This window comes from Escherichia albertii (assembly GCF_028622335.1).
GTDB lineage: Bacteria > Pseudomonadota > Gammaproteobacteria > Enterobacterales > Enterobacteriaceae > Escherichia > Escherichia albertii.
On sequence record NZ_CP117568.1, the window covers coordinates 3,640,851 to 3,657,308 of the forward strand.

14 protein-coding genes are annotated in these 16,458 nt (G+C 48.6%); 9 read left to right on the forward strand and 5 right to left on the reverse strand.

Going from position 1 to position 16,458, the window contains the following annotated elements; genetic code table 11:
* Window positions 1–7: 7 nt before the first annotated feature.
* From fimF to PS053_RS17695, 3 genes are read left to right on the forward strand one after another with little or no spacing between them, the layout of a single operon-like run.
* Window positions 8–538 carry a type 1 fimbrial adaptor subunit FimF gene (gene fimF, locus PS053_RS17685; RefSeq protein ID WP_137653884.1) on the forward strand — a complete coding sequence of 177 codons (531 nt, stop codon included), beginning with the start codon at window positions 8–10 and terminating at the stop codon, window positions 536–538.
* 48 nt (window positions 539–586) lie between these two features.
* A complete protein-coding gene (gene fimG / locus PS053_RS17690; protein WP_370649602.1) occupies window positions 587–1,054 on the forward strand; it encodes a type 1 fimbrial minor subunit FimG in 468 nt (155 codons plus the stop codon).
* 19 nt (window positions 1,055–1,073) lie between these two features.
* Entirely contained in the window at window positions 1,074–1,976 is a 903-nt protein-coding gene (locus tag PS053_RS17695; RefSeq protein WP_000832252.1) for a fimbrial protein, read from the forward strand.
* Window positions 1,977–2,163: 187 nt separating this feature from the next.
* On the opposite strand, the gene gntP is transcribed toward PS053_RS17695, so the two are convergent.
* The gene (gntP, locus tag PS053_RS17700; RefSeq protein WP_000558241.1) at window positions 2,164–3,507 is read right to left on the reverse strand and encodes a gluconate permease GntP; all 1,344 of its coding nucleotides are present in this window, start codon (window positions 3,505–3,507) and stop codon (window positions 2,164–2,166) included.
* Window positions 3,508–3,845: 338 nt separating this feature from the next.
* Here gntP and uxuA point away from each other — a divergent pair, with 338 nt between their 5' ends.
* The 3 genes from uxuA (at window position 3,846) to uxuR (ending at window position 7,614) form a co-directional block, all read left to right on the forward strand.
* Window positions 3,846–5,030 carry a mannonate dehydratase gene (gene uxuA / locus PS053_RS17705; RefSeq protein WP_000438585.1) on the forward strand — a complete coding sequence of 395 codons (1,185 nt, stop codon included), beginning with the start codon at window positions 3,846–3,848 and terminating at the stop codon, window positions 5,028–5,030.
* An 80-nt stretch (window positions 5,031–5,110) separates the two neighbouring features.
* Entirely contained in the window at window positions 5,111–6,571 is a 1,461-nt protein-coding gene (locus PS053_RS17710; RefSeq protein WP_059214704.1) for a fructuronate reductase, read from the forward strand.
* Between the two features lie 269 nt (window positions 6,572–6,840).
* Complete coding sequence (gene uxuR / locus PS053_RS17715) at window positions 6,841–7,614, forward strand: Uxu operon transcriptional regulator (RefSeq protein ID WP_059221712.1); 774 nt, start codon at window positions 6,841–6,843, stop codon at window positions 7,612–7,614.
* A gap of 90 nt (window positions 7,615–7,704) precedes the next feature.
* Here uxuR and PS053_RS17720 read toward each other — a convergent pair whose 3' ends face one another.
* Window positions 7,705–8,526 (reverse strand): DUF2686 family protein, encoded by an 822-nt coding sequence (locus PS053_RS17720; protein ID WP_105198079.1) that lies wholly within the window; start codon window positions 8,524–8,526, stop codon window positions 7,705–7,707.
* Between the two features lie 654 nt (window positions 8,527–9,180).
* Here PS053_RS17720 and iraD point away from each other — a divergent pair.
* Window positions 9,181–9,564 carry an anti-adapter protein IraD gene (gene iraD / locus PS053_RS17725; protein ID WP_010341332.1) on the forward strand — a complete coding sequence of 128 codons (384 nt, stop codon included), beginning with the start codon at window positions 9,181–9,183 and terminating at the stop codon, window positions 9,562–9,564.
* A gap of 47 nt (window positions 9,565–9,611) precedes the next feature.
* Here iraD and ptsP read toward each other — a convergent pair whose 3' ends face one another.
* The 3 genes from ptsP to dhaK are packed head-to-tail and all read right to left on the reverse strand — an operon-like array spanning window position 9,612 to window position 13,706.
* Window positions 9,612–11,993 (reverse strand): phosphoenolpyruvate--protein phosphotransferase, encoded by a 2,382-nt coding sequence (gene ptsP / locus PS053_RS17730; RefSeq protein WP_256878716.1) that lies wholly within the window; start codon window positions 11,991–11,993, stop codon window positions 9,612–9,614.
* A gap of 3 nt (window positions 11,994–11,996) precedes the next feature.
* A complete protein-coding gene (gene dhaL / locus PS053_RS17735) occupies window positions 11,997–12,629 on the reverse strand; it encodes a dihydroxyacetone kinase subunit DhaL (protein ID WP_000701705.1) in 633 nt (210 codons plus the stop codon).
* Between the two features lie 12 nt (window positions 12,630–12,641).
* On the reverse strand, window positions 12,642–13,706 hold the full coding sequence (gene dhaK / locus PS053_RS17740; RefSeq protein WP_000733758.1) for a dihydroxyacetone kinase subunit DhaK: 1,065 nt from the start codon (window positions 13,704–13,706) through the stop codon (window positions 12,642–12,644).
* Between the two features lie 324 nt (window positions 13,707–14,030).
* Here dhaK and PS053_RS17745 point away from each other — a divergent pair, with 324 nt between their 5' ends.
* Together PS053_RS17745 and PS053_RS17750 are read left to right on the forward strand one after the other, a co-directional pair.
* Window positions 14,031–15,113 (forward strand): glycerol dehydrogenase, encoded by a 1,083-nt coding sequence (locus PS053_RS17745; protein ID WP_256878715.1) that lies wholly within the window; start codon window positions 14,031–14,033, stop codon window positions 15,111–15,113.
* Between the two features lie 66 nt (window positions 15,114–15,179).
* Window positions 15,180–16,448: an MFS transporter gene (locus PS053_RS17750; RefSeq protein ID WP_000184045.1), complete on the forward strand. Its 1,269-nt coding sequence runs from the start codon at window positions 15,180–15,182 to the stop codon at window positions 16,446–16,448.
* The last annotated feature ends 10 nt before the right edge of the window (window positions 16,449–16,458 follow it).

Sequence of the window (16,458 nt, forward strand, 5' to 3'; positions counted from 1 at the left end):
AGGCATGATGGGAGGCAAATCTTTTTATCTTCAGTGTGCTTTTTTGTGGCTGGTGGCAAGTAGCGCTTTAGCCGCGGATAGCACGATTACTATCCGCGGCTATGTCAGAGATAACGGCTGTTTTGTGGCTGCTGAATCAACAAATTTTACCGTTGATCTGATGGAAAACGCGGCGAAGCAATTTAATAACATTGGGGCGACGACTCCGGTCGTTCCATTTCGTATTTTGCTGTCGCCCTGCGGGAATGCCGTTACTGCCGTAAAAGTCGGGTTTACCGGTGTTGCGGATGGCAACAATGCCAATCTGCTTGCATTAGAAAGTCATTCGTCGTCCGCCGCAGGGGTGGGGATACAGCTTCTGAATGAGCAACAAAATCAGATACCGCTTAATGCGCCATCGTCCGGGATTTCGTGGACGACCCTGACGCCGGGAAAACCAAATACGCTGAATTTTTACGCTCGACTGATGGCCACACAGATGCCCGTCACGGCGGGGCATATCAATGCCACGGCAACATTCACTCTTGAATATCAGTAACTGGAGATACTCATGAAATGGAGCCAATACGGCTGGTTTTGGGCGGTAATGCTGGCTTTTTCGTGCATGGCGGCGCGTGCTGCCGATGTCACTATCACCGTAAACGGTAAGGTCGTTGCAAAGCCGTGCACAGTGTCCACTACGAATGCTACGGTCGATCTCGGCGATCTTTATTCTTTCAGTCTGATATCTGCCGGGGCGGCATCGGCCTGGCACGATGTTGCACTTGAGTTGAGTCATTGTCCGGTAGGGACCTCCAGAGTCACCGCCAGCTTCAGTGGGACAGCCGACAGTACCGGGTATTATAAAAATCAGGGGACTGCACAAAACATCCAGTTAGAGCTACAGGATGCCAGTGGTAACACATTAAATACCGGCGCGACCAAAACCGTTCAGGTGGACGACGCTACACAATCAGCGCATTTCCCGTTGCAGGTCAGAGCATTGACAGTAAACGGTGGCGCCACGCAAGGAACCATTCAGGCAGTGATTAACATCACTTATACCTACAGCTAAACCAGAAGAGAGCATTGTAATGAAAAGAGTTATCACCTTGCTTGCCGCAGTACTGATGGGGTGGTCTGTAAATGCCTGGTCATTCGCCTGTAAAACCGCCAATGGTACGGCTATTCCTATTGGCGGCGGTAGCGCCAATGTCTATGTAAACCTTACGCCCGCCGTAAATGTAGGGCAAAACCTGGTCGTGGATCTTTCGACGCAGATCTTTTGTCATAACGATTACCCGGAAACGATTACCGATTATGTAACGCTGCGGCAAGGGTCGGCTTATGGCGGCGTATTAGCCAATTTTTCCGGGACCGTGAAATATAATGGCAATAGCTATCCTTTCCCTACGACCAGCGAAACGCCGCGCATTGTTTATGATTCGCGAGCGGATAAACCCTGGCCTGTTGCTCTTTATCTGACGCCGGTCAGCAGTGCGGGTGGTGTCGCGATTAAGGCCGGGTCATTAATTGCCGTGCTTATTTTGCGCCAGACGAATAACTATAACGGCGACGATTTTCAGTTCGTCTGGAATATTTATGCCAATAACGATGTGGTGGTCCCCACTGGCGGCTGTGATGTTTCCGCTCGTGATGTCACCGTTACACTGCCTGACTATCCCGGTTCAGTGTCGATTCCTCTCACCGTTTATTGTGCGAAGAGCCAAAACCTGGGGTATTACCTTTCAGGCACAACCGCAGATGCGGGCCACTCGATTTTCACCAATACGGCGTCGTTTTCGCCAGCACAGGGAGTCGGCGTGCAGTTGACGCGTAATGGCGCGGTTATTCCGGCGAATAGCACGGTGTCATTAGGGGCTGTAGGGACTTCGGCGGTTAGTCTTGGGTTAACGGCAAATTATGCTCGTACCGGAGGACAGGTAACTGCAGGGAATGTGCAGTCGATTATTGGTGTGACTTTTGTTTATCAATAAATAACAGAACTTGCCAATGCTGGTGCGCAATATCGCCTGATGCGCAACGCTTGTCAGGCCTACAAAACCTGCACGGTGAGTCTTTTGCAGGCCAGATAAAATGCGCCAGTGTCGCATCTGGCATAAACAAGGCGTACTTTGCCAACAATCCGAACTGAGCCTGCCAATAGCAGGCTCTAATGTTCCTTTACGCGACCATGCTGATAATCAACACAATAATCAGCCCAACCACGGAGTTGACCAGTTCCAGCAGTCCCCAGGTCTTCAGCGTGTCTTTGACTGACAGATCAAAGTAGCCTTTGAACAGCCAGAAGGAGGCATCGTTAATATGAGTGAGGGTGTTGGAACCCGCCGCCGTCGCCAGCACCAGCAGCGCCGGGTTCACGCCAACCAGTTGCCCTGTTGCTGGATCAAGGATTGCTGCGCTAATAATCCCGGCGGCAGTCATTGCTGAAACAACCCCCTGACCGGTCGCCAGGCGAATCAGTACGGTGATCAGCCATGCCATGATGTAGGGTGAAATGTTGCCGTGCGACATCAGCATACCGATGGTGTCGCCAATGCCGGTGTCAATGATGGTTTGTTTCAGCACGCCGCCCGCACCGATGATCAGAATTACCATCGCAATGCTTTTTACTGCGCTTTCAAAGGCATTCATTACCCATTGCATATCGTGACCGCGTGCGGTGCCGAACAGCACGAACGCCACGACCATAGCGATAAACATGGCAATCGGCGAAGAGCCAATAAAGTTAACCACTTCCCACGCCGGTGTGTCTTTGACCAGCCAGATGTTGGCGATGGTCGTGGATATCATAATGATCGCCGGGATCAGCGGAACCAGAATCGAAATGCCGAAAGAGGGCAGATTATTCATATCGACCGGTTGATCCGCTTTCAGGAATGACGGCGTTGGGCGTTCAAGATTACCGAGGAACTTCGGCAGGATCAGGCCAGCGCAGATTACGCTGGGGATAGTCACCAGCACACCATAGATATAAACCATCCCCATGTCCGCACCATACGCATTTACCAGTGCCACCGGACCCGGTTGCGGTGGGAACAGCGAATGCGCGGTGGTAGCTGCTGCTACTGCCGGAATAGCCAGTTTCAGGAACGGGATTTTGGCTTCGGCGGCAATCACGATCACCAGCGGCGCCAGCATGATAAAGGCCACTTCATAGAACATCGCCAGACCGAAAATCAGGCCGATGATGATCACCGATATCTGAACGTAGCGCAGGCCGAGGCGTGCTAATAGTGTATGCGCTATTTGATGAGCTGCGCCGGAGTCGACCATCAATTTACCTATGACCGCACCGAACACCACGATGATTGCCAGTTCTCCCAGCGTGTTGCCGAAGCCTGCTTTCATGGTATGCAGCAGCGACATCAAATCCATACCGGCAAGCATCCCGACGGACAACGCCGCTACCAGCAAAGCCACCATCGAGTTGATCTTAAACTTCAAATTCAGTACCAGCATCAGGCCGATGCCGAATACTACCCAGAGAATGTTAAGCACATGCATAAAGTTTTACCTTACCTGGTTGAGCCATTGTTATTTTGGGCGACATGTTATGTAAATTGGTCAACCATTGTTGCGATGAATATCACATCCCCTGATTAATCACCGTGGATTACTCTTTGTTGCAATTTGCAGCAAAGAGTCAGAGACTGCATTTCTTGTGATGTGGTTAACCAATTTTAGATTTCGGGTTGACATGTATTACCAAAAGGTAGAACTTATACGCCATCTCATCCGATGCAACGTCATGGCTGTGGCGGGGTATGCATTCGGATACCTAAACAACTCCGGGGTTCCGCGTCTCTTCGCTGTTGAACCCACTATGTGAAAGAGGAAAAACCATGGAACAGACCTGGCGCTGGTACGGCCCTAACGATCCGGTTTCTTTAGCTGATGTCCGCCAGGCGGGCGCAACTGGCGTGGTTACCGCGCTGCACCATATCCCGAATGGGGAAGTGTGGTCCGTCGAAGAGATCCTCAAACGCAAGGCTATCGTTGAAGACGCGGGCCTGGTGTGGTCCGTCGTGGAAAGCGTGCCTATTCACGAAGATATCAAAACTCATACCGGTAACTACGAACAGTGGATCGCTAACTATCAGCAGACCCTGCGCAACCTGGCGCAGTGCGGCATTCGCACCGTGTGCTACAACTTCATGCCGGTGCTCGACTGGACCCGTACCGACCTCGAATATGTACTGCCGGACGGTTCCAAAGCACTGCGTTTCGACCAAATTGAATTCGCCGCGTTTGAAATGCATATCCTGAAGCGTCCAGGCGCAGAAGCGGATTACACCGAAGAAGAAATTGCTCAGGCTGCAGAACGCTTCGCTACCATGAGCGACGAAGACAAAGCACGTCTGACCCGTAACATCATTGCCGGTCTGCCAGGCGCGGAAGAAGGCTACACTCTCGATCAGTTCCGTAAGCACCTGGAGCTGTACAAAGATATCGACAAAGCCAAACTGCGCGAAAACTTTGCGGTTTTCCTGAAAGCGATTATTCCGGTTGCCGAAGAAGTTGGCGTGCGTATGGCGGTTCACCCGGATGATCCGCCGCGCCCGATCCTCGGCCTGCCGCGTATCGTCTCCACCATTGAAGATATGCAGTGGATGGTTGATACCGTAAATAGCATGGCGAACGGTTTCACTATGTGCACCGGTTCTTACGGTGTGCGTGCAGACAACGATCTGGTTGATATGATCAAGCAGTTTGGTCCACGCATTTACTTCACCCATCTGCGCTCCACCATGCGTGAAGAAAACCCGAAAACCTTCCACGAAGCGGCGCACCTGAACGGTGACGTTGATATGTACGAAGTGGTGAAAGCGATTGTTGAAGAAGAACACCGTCGTAAAGCGGAAGGCAAAGAAGACCTGATCCCGATGCGCCCGGACCACGGTCATCAGATGCTGGACGACCTGAAGAAGAAAACCAACCCAGGTTATTCTGCGATTGGTCGTCTGAAAGGCCTGGCCGAAGTTCGCGGCGTCGAAATGGCGATCCAGCGCGCTTTCTTTAGCCGTTAATATCCACCGGCATGGCTGCGCGCCGTGCCGGTTCCTTCTTCCTTGCCGTCACTCTCTGAAGACGGATTCTGGAGTTTACGATGACTACTATTGTTGACAGCAATCTGCCGGTTGCCCGCCCGTCATGGGATCATTCTCGTCTGGAATCACGCATTGTGCACCTCGGTTGCGGGGCGTTTCACCGCGCGCATCAGGCGCTGTACACTCATCACCTGCTGGAAAGTACCGACAGCGATTGGGGGATCTGCGAAGTTAACCTGATGCCAGGTAACGATCGCGTGCTGATCGAAAACCTGAAAAAACAGCAACTGCTGTACACCGTGGCGGAAAAAGGCGCAGAAAGCACCGAGCTGAAAATTATCGGTTCGATGAAAGAAGCACTGCACCCGGAAATCGACGGTTGTGAAGGTATCCTCAATGCGATGGCGCGTCCGCAGACGGCGATTGTCTCTCTGACCGTAACGGAAAAAGGTTACTGCGCTGATGCGGCAAGTGGTCAACTGGATCTCAATAACCCGTTGATTAAGCACGATCTGGAAAACCCGACCACGCCGAAATCCGCAATTGGTTACATCGTAGAAGCGCTGCGTCTGCGTCGTGAGAAAGGGCTGAAAGCGTTTACGGTAATGTCCTGCGACAACGTGCGTGAAAACGGTCATGTAGCGAAAGTTGCCGTTCTCGGGTTGGCTCAGGCGCGCGACCCGCAACTGGCGGCATGGATTGAAGAGAACGTCACCTTCCCGTGCACCATGGTTGACCGTATTGTTCCGGCGGCGACGCCTGAAACCTTACAGGAAATTGCCGATCAACTGGGCGTTTACGATCCGTGCGCCATTGCCTGTGAACCGTTCCGTCAGTGGGTAATTGAAGACAACTTTGTTAATGGTCGCCCGGACTGGGATAAAGTGGGCGCACAGTTCGTTGCGGACGTTGTTCCGTTCGAAATGATGAAACTGCGTATGCTTAACGGCAGCCACTCTTTCCTGGCATACCTCGGCTACCTCGGCGGTTATGAAACTATTGCCGACACCATGACTAACGAGGATTATCGCAAAGCAGCTTTCGCTCTGATGATGCAGGAACAAGCGCCAACGCTGTCGATGCCGGAAGGAACTGACCTGAACGCGTATGCGACGCTGTTGATCGAACGTTTCAGCAACCCGTCTCTGCGTCACCGTACCTGGCAGATCGCGATGGATGGCAGCCAGAAGTTGCCGCAGCGTCTGCTGGACCCGGTACGTTTGCACCTGAAAAACGGCGGTAGCTGGCGTCATCTGGCACTTGGCGTGGCTGGCTGGATGCGTTATACCCAGGGTGTGGATGAGCAAGGTAATGCCATTGACGTGGTAGACCCGATGCTGGCGGAGTTCCAGAAGATCAACGCACAGTATCAGGGCGCAGAACGCGTGAAAGCGCTGCTGGGCCTGAGCGGTATTTTTGCCGATGATCTGCCGCAGAATGCAGACTTTGTTGGCGCGGTGACGACTGCGTATCAGCAACTGTGTGAGCGCGGTGCCCGCGCGAGTGTTGCTGCTCTGTAACTAACTGATTACCCAACAGAGTTACTGGTCAATCAAATAAATATTTGGTTGACCAGTTTTCGCTTTTTTGCCCGCCTGTACGTGCCAACTTCCTGTGCAAATGGTATAGTTTTAAATTGACGGTCAACATAAGATTGCCTGATACACAAACTTATCGGGCCTACAGGTCAATCGCAATTTCTTGAATACGCACTCTTTATAAGCCGGATAAGAGGTTTACGCCGCATCCGGCAATAATTTGATTAACCGCATTTAACGGACATAACATCATGAAATCTGCCACCTCTGCGCAAAGACCTTACCAGGAAGTCGGGGCGATGATCCGCGATCTGATCATAACGACGCCTTACAATCCTGGCGAACGGCTGCCGCCGGAGCGTGAAATCGCAGAAATGCTTGATGTCACGCGTACAGTAGTCCGCGAAGCGTTGATCATGCTAGAAATCCAGGGGCTGGTGGAAGTACGCCGTGGTGCAGGTATTTATGTTCTCGACAGCTTAACCCGTCAGAGTGCAGAGAGCGCAGATACCAACGTCTGCAACGATGCCGGGCCTTTTGAGTTGTTGCAGGCGCGCCAGTTGCTTGAGAGTAATATCGCCGAGTTTGCTGCTTTGCAGGCCACTCGTGAAGATATTGTGAAAATGCGCCAGGCACTGCAGCTTGAAGAACGCGAACTGGCCTCCAGCGCGCCGGGCAGCAGTGAAAGCGGCGATATGCAATTTCATCTTGCTATTGCTGAAGCTACCCATAACAGCATGTTGGTAGAGTTGTTTCGCCAGTCCTGGCAGTGGCGGGAAAATAACCCAATGTGGATCCAGTTACACAGCCATCTGGATGACAGCTTATATCGCAAAGAGTGGTTGGGCGATCATAAACAGATCCTTGCAGCATTAATCAAAAAAGACGCCCGTGCGGCTAAACTGGCAATGTGGCAGCATCTGGAAAATGTGAAACAGCGTCTGCTGGAGTTTTCCAACGTTGATGATATTTATTTTGATGGCTATCTATTCGATTCCTGGCCGTTGGATAAAGTCGACGTCTGATATTATTATATGCGCAAGCTTAAATGTATCTTGCGCTTATTTTGATAAATAAATCATACGGTATTTCGGTGATGATTAACTTTCTAATCATCACTGACCAATGTACTTCCATTCACCGTTGTTTAATTCAAACAGTTCTGGATGATTCGCGGGGCGCAGAGTCATGCGTTTGACCTCCATATTCTCGTCTCCAGGTATAACCTCATATCCCATTCGTGAGTGGACTGGTGCGGTGTCTGGATAGGCATTCAGACCGATTGTTGGGTTAATTCCAGTCTGAGGATTGGCATTAAGTAATGCTGCGTAGACGAATCCAGATGAATTTGATACCCCTGTCACTGTCATTATCTGATCAATATAGATATCAATTTGGGGCTGTTCATTTGACCACTCTGGGGCTCGTTCAACGGGAAGAGTTACAATGTATCCTATAGTGGTTCCTGCATAACCTGGAATATTGCAACCCGGGCCCAGTGTTATTTCATGTATGGTATAGTCGACAATGGAATCCAGAATTATGTTCTGCCGTAGACCCGCGTTTAACTCTGCGGCTACATGTGTTTTTTCACATTTCCCACCGTATATTTCGTCTAATTCTGATGTGATTTCCCATTCACGACTGACAACTCTGCCTCTGACTGTAACACCATCAGCTTTTTGACACGCATCAGTTACGTAATTAAATGGCCAGAATCCCTGATTACCAAACATAAGTTTTCTAATTTCGACGACACTTCCTCCATCGTAATTATGGTTATCTCCACGTTCAAGAGGCGTAACATAGATATTTTCTGTATTTAGACGCGCATGCTTATATCTGCATAGTAGCTCGTTGTCGATTTCTGGATGCGGGGCGAAATGATTTGTTGTAGAAATAAGGTTGTGAATGGAATTGCTGCCAGGTATAGACATAGTATTGTATCCTGTTAAAGAAATTTCATTTATGTTCAGAAAAGAATGTGTAATTTATTCCTTAAATAAAGCGTGAGAACATATCATCACATATTTTAGTTGCAGGTATATGAAGTCAATACAACGATGCTAAAATACATTGATGATAAGAAATATAAAAAAACGCTCATTTTTAGTCATTCAAACTGTTCAAGAAGAAATATCTTATAGCCAGATAACATTTATTGTTATTATATTGTTGTCAGCTTTAATGCTATTTTCGCCTGGTGTATTGGGGATGTTCTTTTTGTTGTTAGCGTTCATTAAAAGCAGATGTCTCAATGGAATGTAGTAAACTATATAAAAGCAAATAATAACGCATTGAAATTAAATTTAAGTAACACGAAATTTTTCATCTACGTAATTATTCGGAATATATTAGTAAAATTTTTTTATGTTTGATGACCTCCATCAAACCATGCTTTTTTTCTTGAAAAGTCAGTAGATATTCATTGGCAAGTAAGGTTTTATATTTTGTGGGCAAAAGCTATGCCTGTATCAGGTTGTCATGGATGTAATGAACAAAGGGATGGTTATGGGAAATGAGCATCAATACTGTGGTACCCGATATTCAGGGCAAGCCGCATATATTGCCAGACGTCAGGAGTGCGCAAAATGATGCGCCAATCACTTCAGACAGTATTACCTGAAAGCACAGGAAACAATACATCATCGCTACGTGATTCCGTATGCCGGGATCTCTTTCAACTTTTTAACTCCCCCCATTCACCGTTACCAACATTACTGGTTTCAGGTATGCCCGAGTGGCAAGGGCATAACCAGAGCGACAAATGTCTCCAGAATTGGTATTGCCGCCAGTTGCGTTCCGCGCTTTTATTTCATGAACCAAGAATTGCCGCTTTGCAGGTGAGTCTTAAAGAGGCGTATTGCCGCGATCTGGCGATCAGCCTGGAGATGATGCTATTCCACGACGATGAGCCATTAACGTTTGATCTGATCTGGCGAAATGGCAGCTGGCAGAGTTTGGGGCAGGGGTGAACGATAAGAAACGCGATACGTACAGACGTATCGCGTTGGGCAACACATTAGCGGGATGTTCTGATGGTCGCTTTTAATGCCGGAAGTCGGGATGAACTGGCACTAAGCTTATCAATTCCCATGTTGAGCAGAATTGCGGTTTGCTGGGTATCTCCGGCCATTTCGCCACACATACTAACCGGAATTTCATTGTTACGTCCGGCCTGACACACCAGATCAATAGCCTTAATGACTGCGTCATTACGATAATCAACCAGTTCCGCGACGGCACTATTTCCCCTGTCAGCCGCCATAATATATTGCGTCAGATCGTTAGTGCCGATGGAGAAGAAATCGACCTCGCAAGCTAATTTGTCTGCAATCATCACTGCGGCAGGAACTTCAATCATAATTCCCAGGGCAGGGAGATTTTCTGTCGGGATCCCCAACAATTTTGCTTGTTCTTGTATCAACTTTTTGACGGCGTTGACCTCTTGTAGCGTTGAAACCATCGGCAGCATAATTTGTAGAGTTGGATATTCTTTCCCGGCCCGAAGAAGTGCGCGTAATTGCGGAATAAATATTTGCGGATGCGCCAGGCATAACCGGATACCACGAAGGCCAAGGAATGGGTTGTCCTCTGCGGGTAAAGGATATGAAGGTAATGGCTTGTCACCGCCAATATCCAGAGTACGGATAGTGACAGGTTTATCGCCAAAAGCACAGGCAACAGAACAATACACGCGGAACTGCTCTTCTTCGTCGGGTAACGTTGCAGCCTCATGAAATAAAAACTCTGTGCGCAACAAACCAACGCCCTCAGCCCCGTGAGATAGCGCGGCATCAATGTCTTGCAGGTCTCCGATGTTCGCCAGCACGCTAATTTTACGACCACCCTGTGTAGTTGCAGGCATCATGGCATCGGCTAACTGACTCTCCCTTTGCTGTTGCCATGCTTCGGCACGTTGCAGTAAATCCAGACGGGTAACCTCATCCGGCTGTAGCCATAAACGCCCTGTTTCACCATCAAGAATGACCGTTTCGTTATCGCGGACGGTTTGCGGGGTGATATTTGCCTTCACAATGGCAGGAATACCCATTGCTCTGGCCAGAATCGCCGTGTGTGAAGTTGTTCCGCCGTTATGAAGACAGATACCAAGAATGTGCGCTTTATTCAGGCTGGCTATCTGTGATGGCAAAAGATCGTTAGCTAACAAAATGCAGGGCGCGGTAGTTATAAAGTGTTGCTCACTTACCCCGCAAAGTTGGTTCAGTACCTGACGCGAAAGGTCGCGGATATCTGCCTCGCGTTCACGTAAATAGAGTGTCTCCGCCTGACAATATTGTTCTGTCAGCGCTTCCATGACTTCTAACCATGCGAATTCAGCCTGTTTACCCTTTGCCAGGCTTCGTTGTAATTGCCGGTTAATCTCTGGATCTTCAAGCATCATCTTATGGGCGGCAAAAATATCACCTTCAGACCCTGCCGCTTTATCGGCAAGTTGGTGAACCACAACGTCGATTGCAAACTCAATTTGCGACAGTTCTTCCTGTGGAGAATCGGGGGTTCGATGTGTAATTTCCGGTATCTCGCAGGTAAACCATTTAACCGGGCCAGTAGCGATACCATTTTGTACTGACAAACCTGTGATTGCGCCATCGACAGGGGAGCTGGCCACAGGCGTTGCCGTTATCGGAATCTCTGAAGAAGCGAGCAAGTGAGCTTCGCCAAAATGATTTTTCGCCAACGTTTCAATTGCCTTGAGAGCGTCACTGGCATCGACACCTTCCGCCTTGAAGGTGATTTCATCGCCACAGCGAGCACCCAGCATCGCCAGTTCATTGAGACTGCGGGCGCTGGCGCGTTTATCTCCTCTGATGACGATAATGTTTGCCGAATATTGTGCTGATACTTTCAGGATGCTGGCTGCCGGACGGGCATGAATGCCGTGGGGATTACGTATCGTCCAGCAAAAGGTTTGCCATTCATCGGAATGATTGACTGGTGATACCGTTGGCACAACTTCGCCCGCAGGAGAGAATGGCGTGAGCTGCTGCTGTTTAGCGCACAGCGCAAGATCCACTTCGGCGATAATCTCCGTCACCGAAAGTCCCGCCGCGGCAGATGTCACCGCAGACATGGTGCCTTCCACCACCGGTGCCGCCAGCAGATAGATAGCGCCTCTCTGCTCTTCAGAAAGCAATTCCAGTGCCATCCCGGTGCTAAGAAGTGCACTCCCCATATCCATGAGTACCAGAACGCCTTCCGGTGACCAGACTGATTCAATCGCAGACATAATCGCAATGGCATCAGTGCCAATCGGATTTTGCGGATCATCAATACCTGCAGCAATGGCCAGAGGAACGACACCACCGGACATCTGCTGTGCTAACTCTTCGATTCCCTGGGCCAGGCGTAGACTATGAGAAACAATAACAATGGCAACCATAATTTATTCCGCGAATCCTTCCTGCATAGCCTTAATCATCAGCCAGGAAGAGGTCGCGCCTGGATCCTGATGGCCTACACTACGAGCGCCAAGGTAGCTGGCTCGTCCTTTTTTCGCCTGCATATTGATGGTGTTATCGACTGCTGTTGCAGCATCTTGCACCATCGTATTCAGCAGAAGGGAAGGCGACATTCCAGCCTGCAGGTTTTTTTTGGCTTCGTTGAGAACCGGAACCCAGACATCACACAGTGTTTTGTCTCCTTGTTCAGCCTTTCCTCGGGCGATTACCCCGGCAATACCTTCTTCCAGACATGCTAACCACTCTTCCAGACTTAATTCCGTTCTGGCTCCGATCGCCGCAGAAGTGCGAATAAATAACGTCCCATAAAGAGGACCGCTGGCACCGCCGACGCTGGAAAGCAGTTTCATGCCGGTATTTTTCAGGATGTTGTCAATATGCTGACGTTCAATATCGGGTAAGGTTGCTTTGACCGCACTGAAACCACGATTCATATTGAGGCCGTGGTCGGCGTCACCAATATCTCTGTCGAGTGCGGTTAAAAAGTCTTGCTGTTCAGTGAAATGAGCTGCACAACTCCCAAGCCAGGCGATAATATGTCTGCTTTGAATTTTCATAAAATATCCTTATTAACATCCCCATCGAAGAGCAGGTGTATTGACCGGTGCATCCCAAAGTTGCAAAAATTCTGGAGTGCATTTCAGCAGACTGATGGAAAAGCCTGCCATATCCAGTGAAGTGCAATAATTACCGACCAACTGGCGCGTAATTTTGAGTCCCTGGCGCTGTGCTGCGCGCATAAATCCCCTGGTTACACCATATAACTCTGATTCTGGTGTGCTGCCAAGTCCGTTAATTAATACAATGTATTCCGCATTTTTATCGAATGACTCATTCATTGAGGATGTGTCAATCCACACTCCGGCGTGGCGATCCCAATGGCGCAACGTGCGTCGCCAGGGAGTGTTATCCAGTAATTGCCCTATCACGCTGTCGATTAAAGCATTCAGATCTTGTAAGGTTCGGCGCTCAATACCGGGTTCTCCGTGGATCCCGACACCAAATTCAATTTCATTATCCGCCAGTTCAAACGAGGGTTTTCCGGCAGCGGGAACGGTACAGGCCGACAGTGCAACGCCAAAAGAGCGAGTGGCATTGTTGACGTCCTTGCCAAGTTGTTCGCATTGTCCCAGGTTATATCCCTGAAGCGCAGCCGCGCCGACAATTTTCTCGACAAAAACCGTGCCTGCAACACCGCGACGTCCGGCGGTATACAAGCTGTCTTTTACTGCCACGTCATCGTCAATAATAACTGTGCCAACAGCGATACCTTCATCGTGAAGCATCTCGACTGCTGTTTCGAAATTAAGAATATCGCCAGTGTAATTTTTGATGAAGAACAGGACGCCAGAACCATTATCAACCGCTTTGGCGCATTCGATCATTTGATCAGGCGTTGGCGACGTGAAGACTTCTCCGGGGCAAGCTCCGGTTAACATCCCCATGCCGACAAAACCTGCATGTAGCGGTTCGTGGCCGGAGCCGCCGCCTGAAATCAGCGCCACTGCATTATCGTTTTGTTTGCACCACACATACCGGGGAGCATAATTTGCCTGCAGATGTGGCCAGGTGGCGATGAGTCCTTCCATTTGTTCTGTGACAACAGAATCAATCTGGTTAATTAATTTCTTCATAGTCATTCCTGTTCTGATAAATTACGTAAATCGCGCTAAATATGTTTGCGAGATTAATTCTCCAGTGCGATAAAACAAACTACTCGATAATAAGATTCATAATGAAACAGTTAATTCATAGCGCTGTTTCAAAATGAAATGATAACAGTGACAGGATTGGGGGATTGTGATTAAAGCATAAAAAATATTTTTTATTATCATCCGTGGATGATGTTTTTTACAGCGTGATCATAAAACATAATTTTTCGCGAATGAAACATTTGCCGTCACTGGATGCAACGAGTAGGTTAACGGTGAGGCAAAACAAGTTACGCGAGGAAAGACATGGATAAGATTATTATAAGTCCGGGTAAATATATTCAAGGGAATGGTTCTCTGGATAATATTGCTACATATGCGGCAAGTTTAGGAACTGAACCATTAATTATTGCAGATGGATTCGTTACCGGTCTGGTGAGTGACAGGGTTAACAAGAGCTTTGCAAAAGAGAATATCACTGCGGATTTTGACCTTTTTTGTGGTGAGTGTTCGCAAAATGAAATTTCACGAATCCGTGGGAAATTTGATCAGCGCAAATATAATGTCGTTATTGGTATTGGCGGTGGTAAAACGCTGGACACAGCAAAAGCTGTGGCATATTACCAAAAAGTTCCTGTAGTCGTTGTGCCAACAATTGCTTCCACAGATGCGCCAACCAGTTCACTGGCGGTAATTTATACCCCGGAAGGTCAGTTTAGCGAATATCTGTTTTTCCCGAAAAATCCCGATATGGTGATTATGGATACTGGCGTTATTTCTGCCGCGCCAGTGCGTTTGCTGGTTTCCGGTATGGGTGATGCATTGTCGACCTGGTTTGAAGCGCGAGCAAATCAGATATCTGGAAAAGCCACGATGGCAGGTGGGGCATCGACACTGGCGGCATTGGCTATTGCCCGGCTCTGTTATACCACGTTGCTGGAAGATGGCTATAAGGCAAAAATCGCTGTTGAACAAGGCGTTAGCACCAAAGCAGTCGAGAATATTATTGAAGCTAATACCTATCTTAGCGGTATTGGTTTTGAAAGTAGTGGTCTGGCTGCGGCCCATGCCATCCATAATGGCATGACACAACTGGACGAATGTCACCATTGCTATCATGGTGAAAAAGTAGCATTTGGCGTCCTGGTACAGTTAGTGCTGGAAAATGCGCCACAGCAAGAAATTGATACTGTATTGAGTTTCTGTCGCAGTGTTGGCTTGCCAACCAATCTCCATATGTTGGGAGTGAAAGAAATTAATAAAGATAAATTACTGGCAGTTGCTGAAGCAGCCACTGCTGAAGGGGAAACTATCCATAATATGCCATTTGTGGTAACTGCGCAGGACGTTCTTTCCGCAATTCTGACCGCGCATCATTTAGGACTTTAAAAAATAAAACGGCCTGTGCAAAGCAGGCCGCTGGTGGCATTTTTAATACTTCATTCGGGAATGAATATGACCAATAACTGGAAACGTTGGATCACGCTGGCGTTATGCGGTATTGCCGGAAGTGCAATATATAAATTACCTTATCTTCGGGAAACCTATTACGATGCGATGCAACAGGCTACCGGAGCAACCAACGCTGAACTTGGTTTTTTAATGACAGCGTATGGCTTGGTTAACTTTGTATTATATTTACCTGGCGGCTGGGCAGCCGATAGATTTTCTGCTCGTAAATTAATGACCTTTTCATTAATTTCCACCGGGATAAGCGGATTTTATTATGCGACATTCCCCTCGTATACCATGATCTGTCTGTTACATGCGCTTTGGGCCGTGACAACCGTATTTACGTTTTGGGCTGTATGTGTACGTATCATTCGCACTTTGGGTTCCAGTGAAGAACAGGGGCGTTTATATGGTTACTGGTTTCTTGGTAAGGGATTAACCTCCATTGTACTGGGTTTTCTTTCTGTACCGGTATTTGCCAAATTTGGCGAGGGTGTCGATGGGTTACGGGCAACAATTATCTTCTATTCTGTGGTAACTATTCTGACCGGGGTTTTAGCCTGGTTTGTTTGTCAGGATGAAACGCACAGCGAAGATAAAGCGAATTTTCGCCTGGCGGATATGGCCTTCGTGCTGAAAATGCCGACGGTTTGGTTAGCCGGAATTGTGACCTTCTGCATGTGGTCAATTTATATCGGTTTTGGCATGGTGACCCCGTATCTTACACAGATCCTACATATGGGAGAATCGGAAGTAGCGGTTGCCAGTATTCTGCGTGCCTATGTGTTATTTGCGATGGGCGGGTTAATTGGCGGACAACTGGCTGACCGTTGCGCATCACGTACGCGTTTTATGATCTACGCCTTCATCGGCATGATTGTCTTTACTACCGTTTATTTCTTCCTGCCCGGCGAATCTCGTTACATTACCATTGCGTTGGCGAATATGGTTGCGCTTGGCGTGTTTATTTACTCCGCGAATGCAGTGTTCTTCTCAATTATTGATGAAGTACGGATCCCGGCAAAAGTCACAGGGACCGCTGCTGGCTTGATCTCTTTACTAACCTATTTTCCAGAAATCTACTGCTACACGATGGTGGGAAATATGGTCGACCGTAAACCGGGGATTGCCGGTTACCAGGATGTCTTCCTGTTCATGTTGGTTTGTGCGTTCATCGGCCTTATTGCCGCGCTGGTTCTCCAGCGAGTGAATCGTAAAAGTAAAAATCAAGGTAATGAAATTACTCAAAGCAATGCGGATTGCACATCCTGAGTTCGGGTAT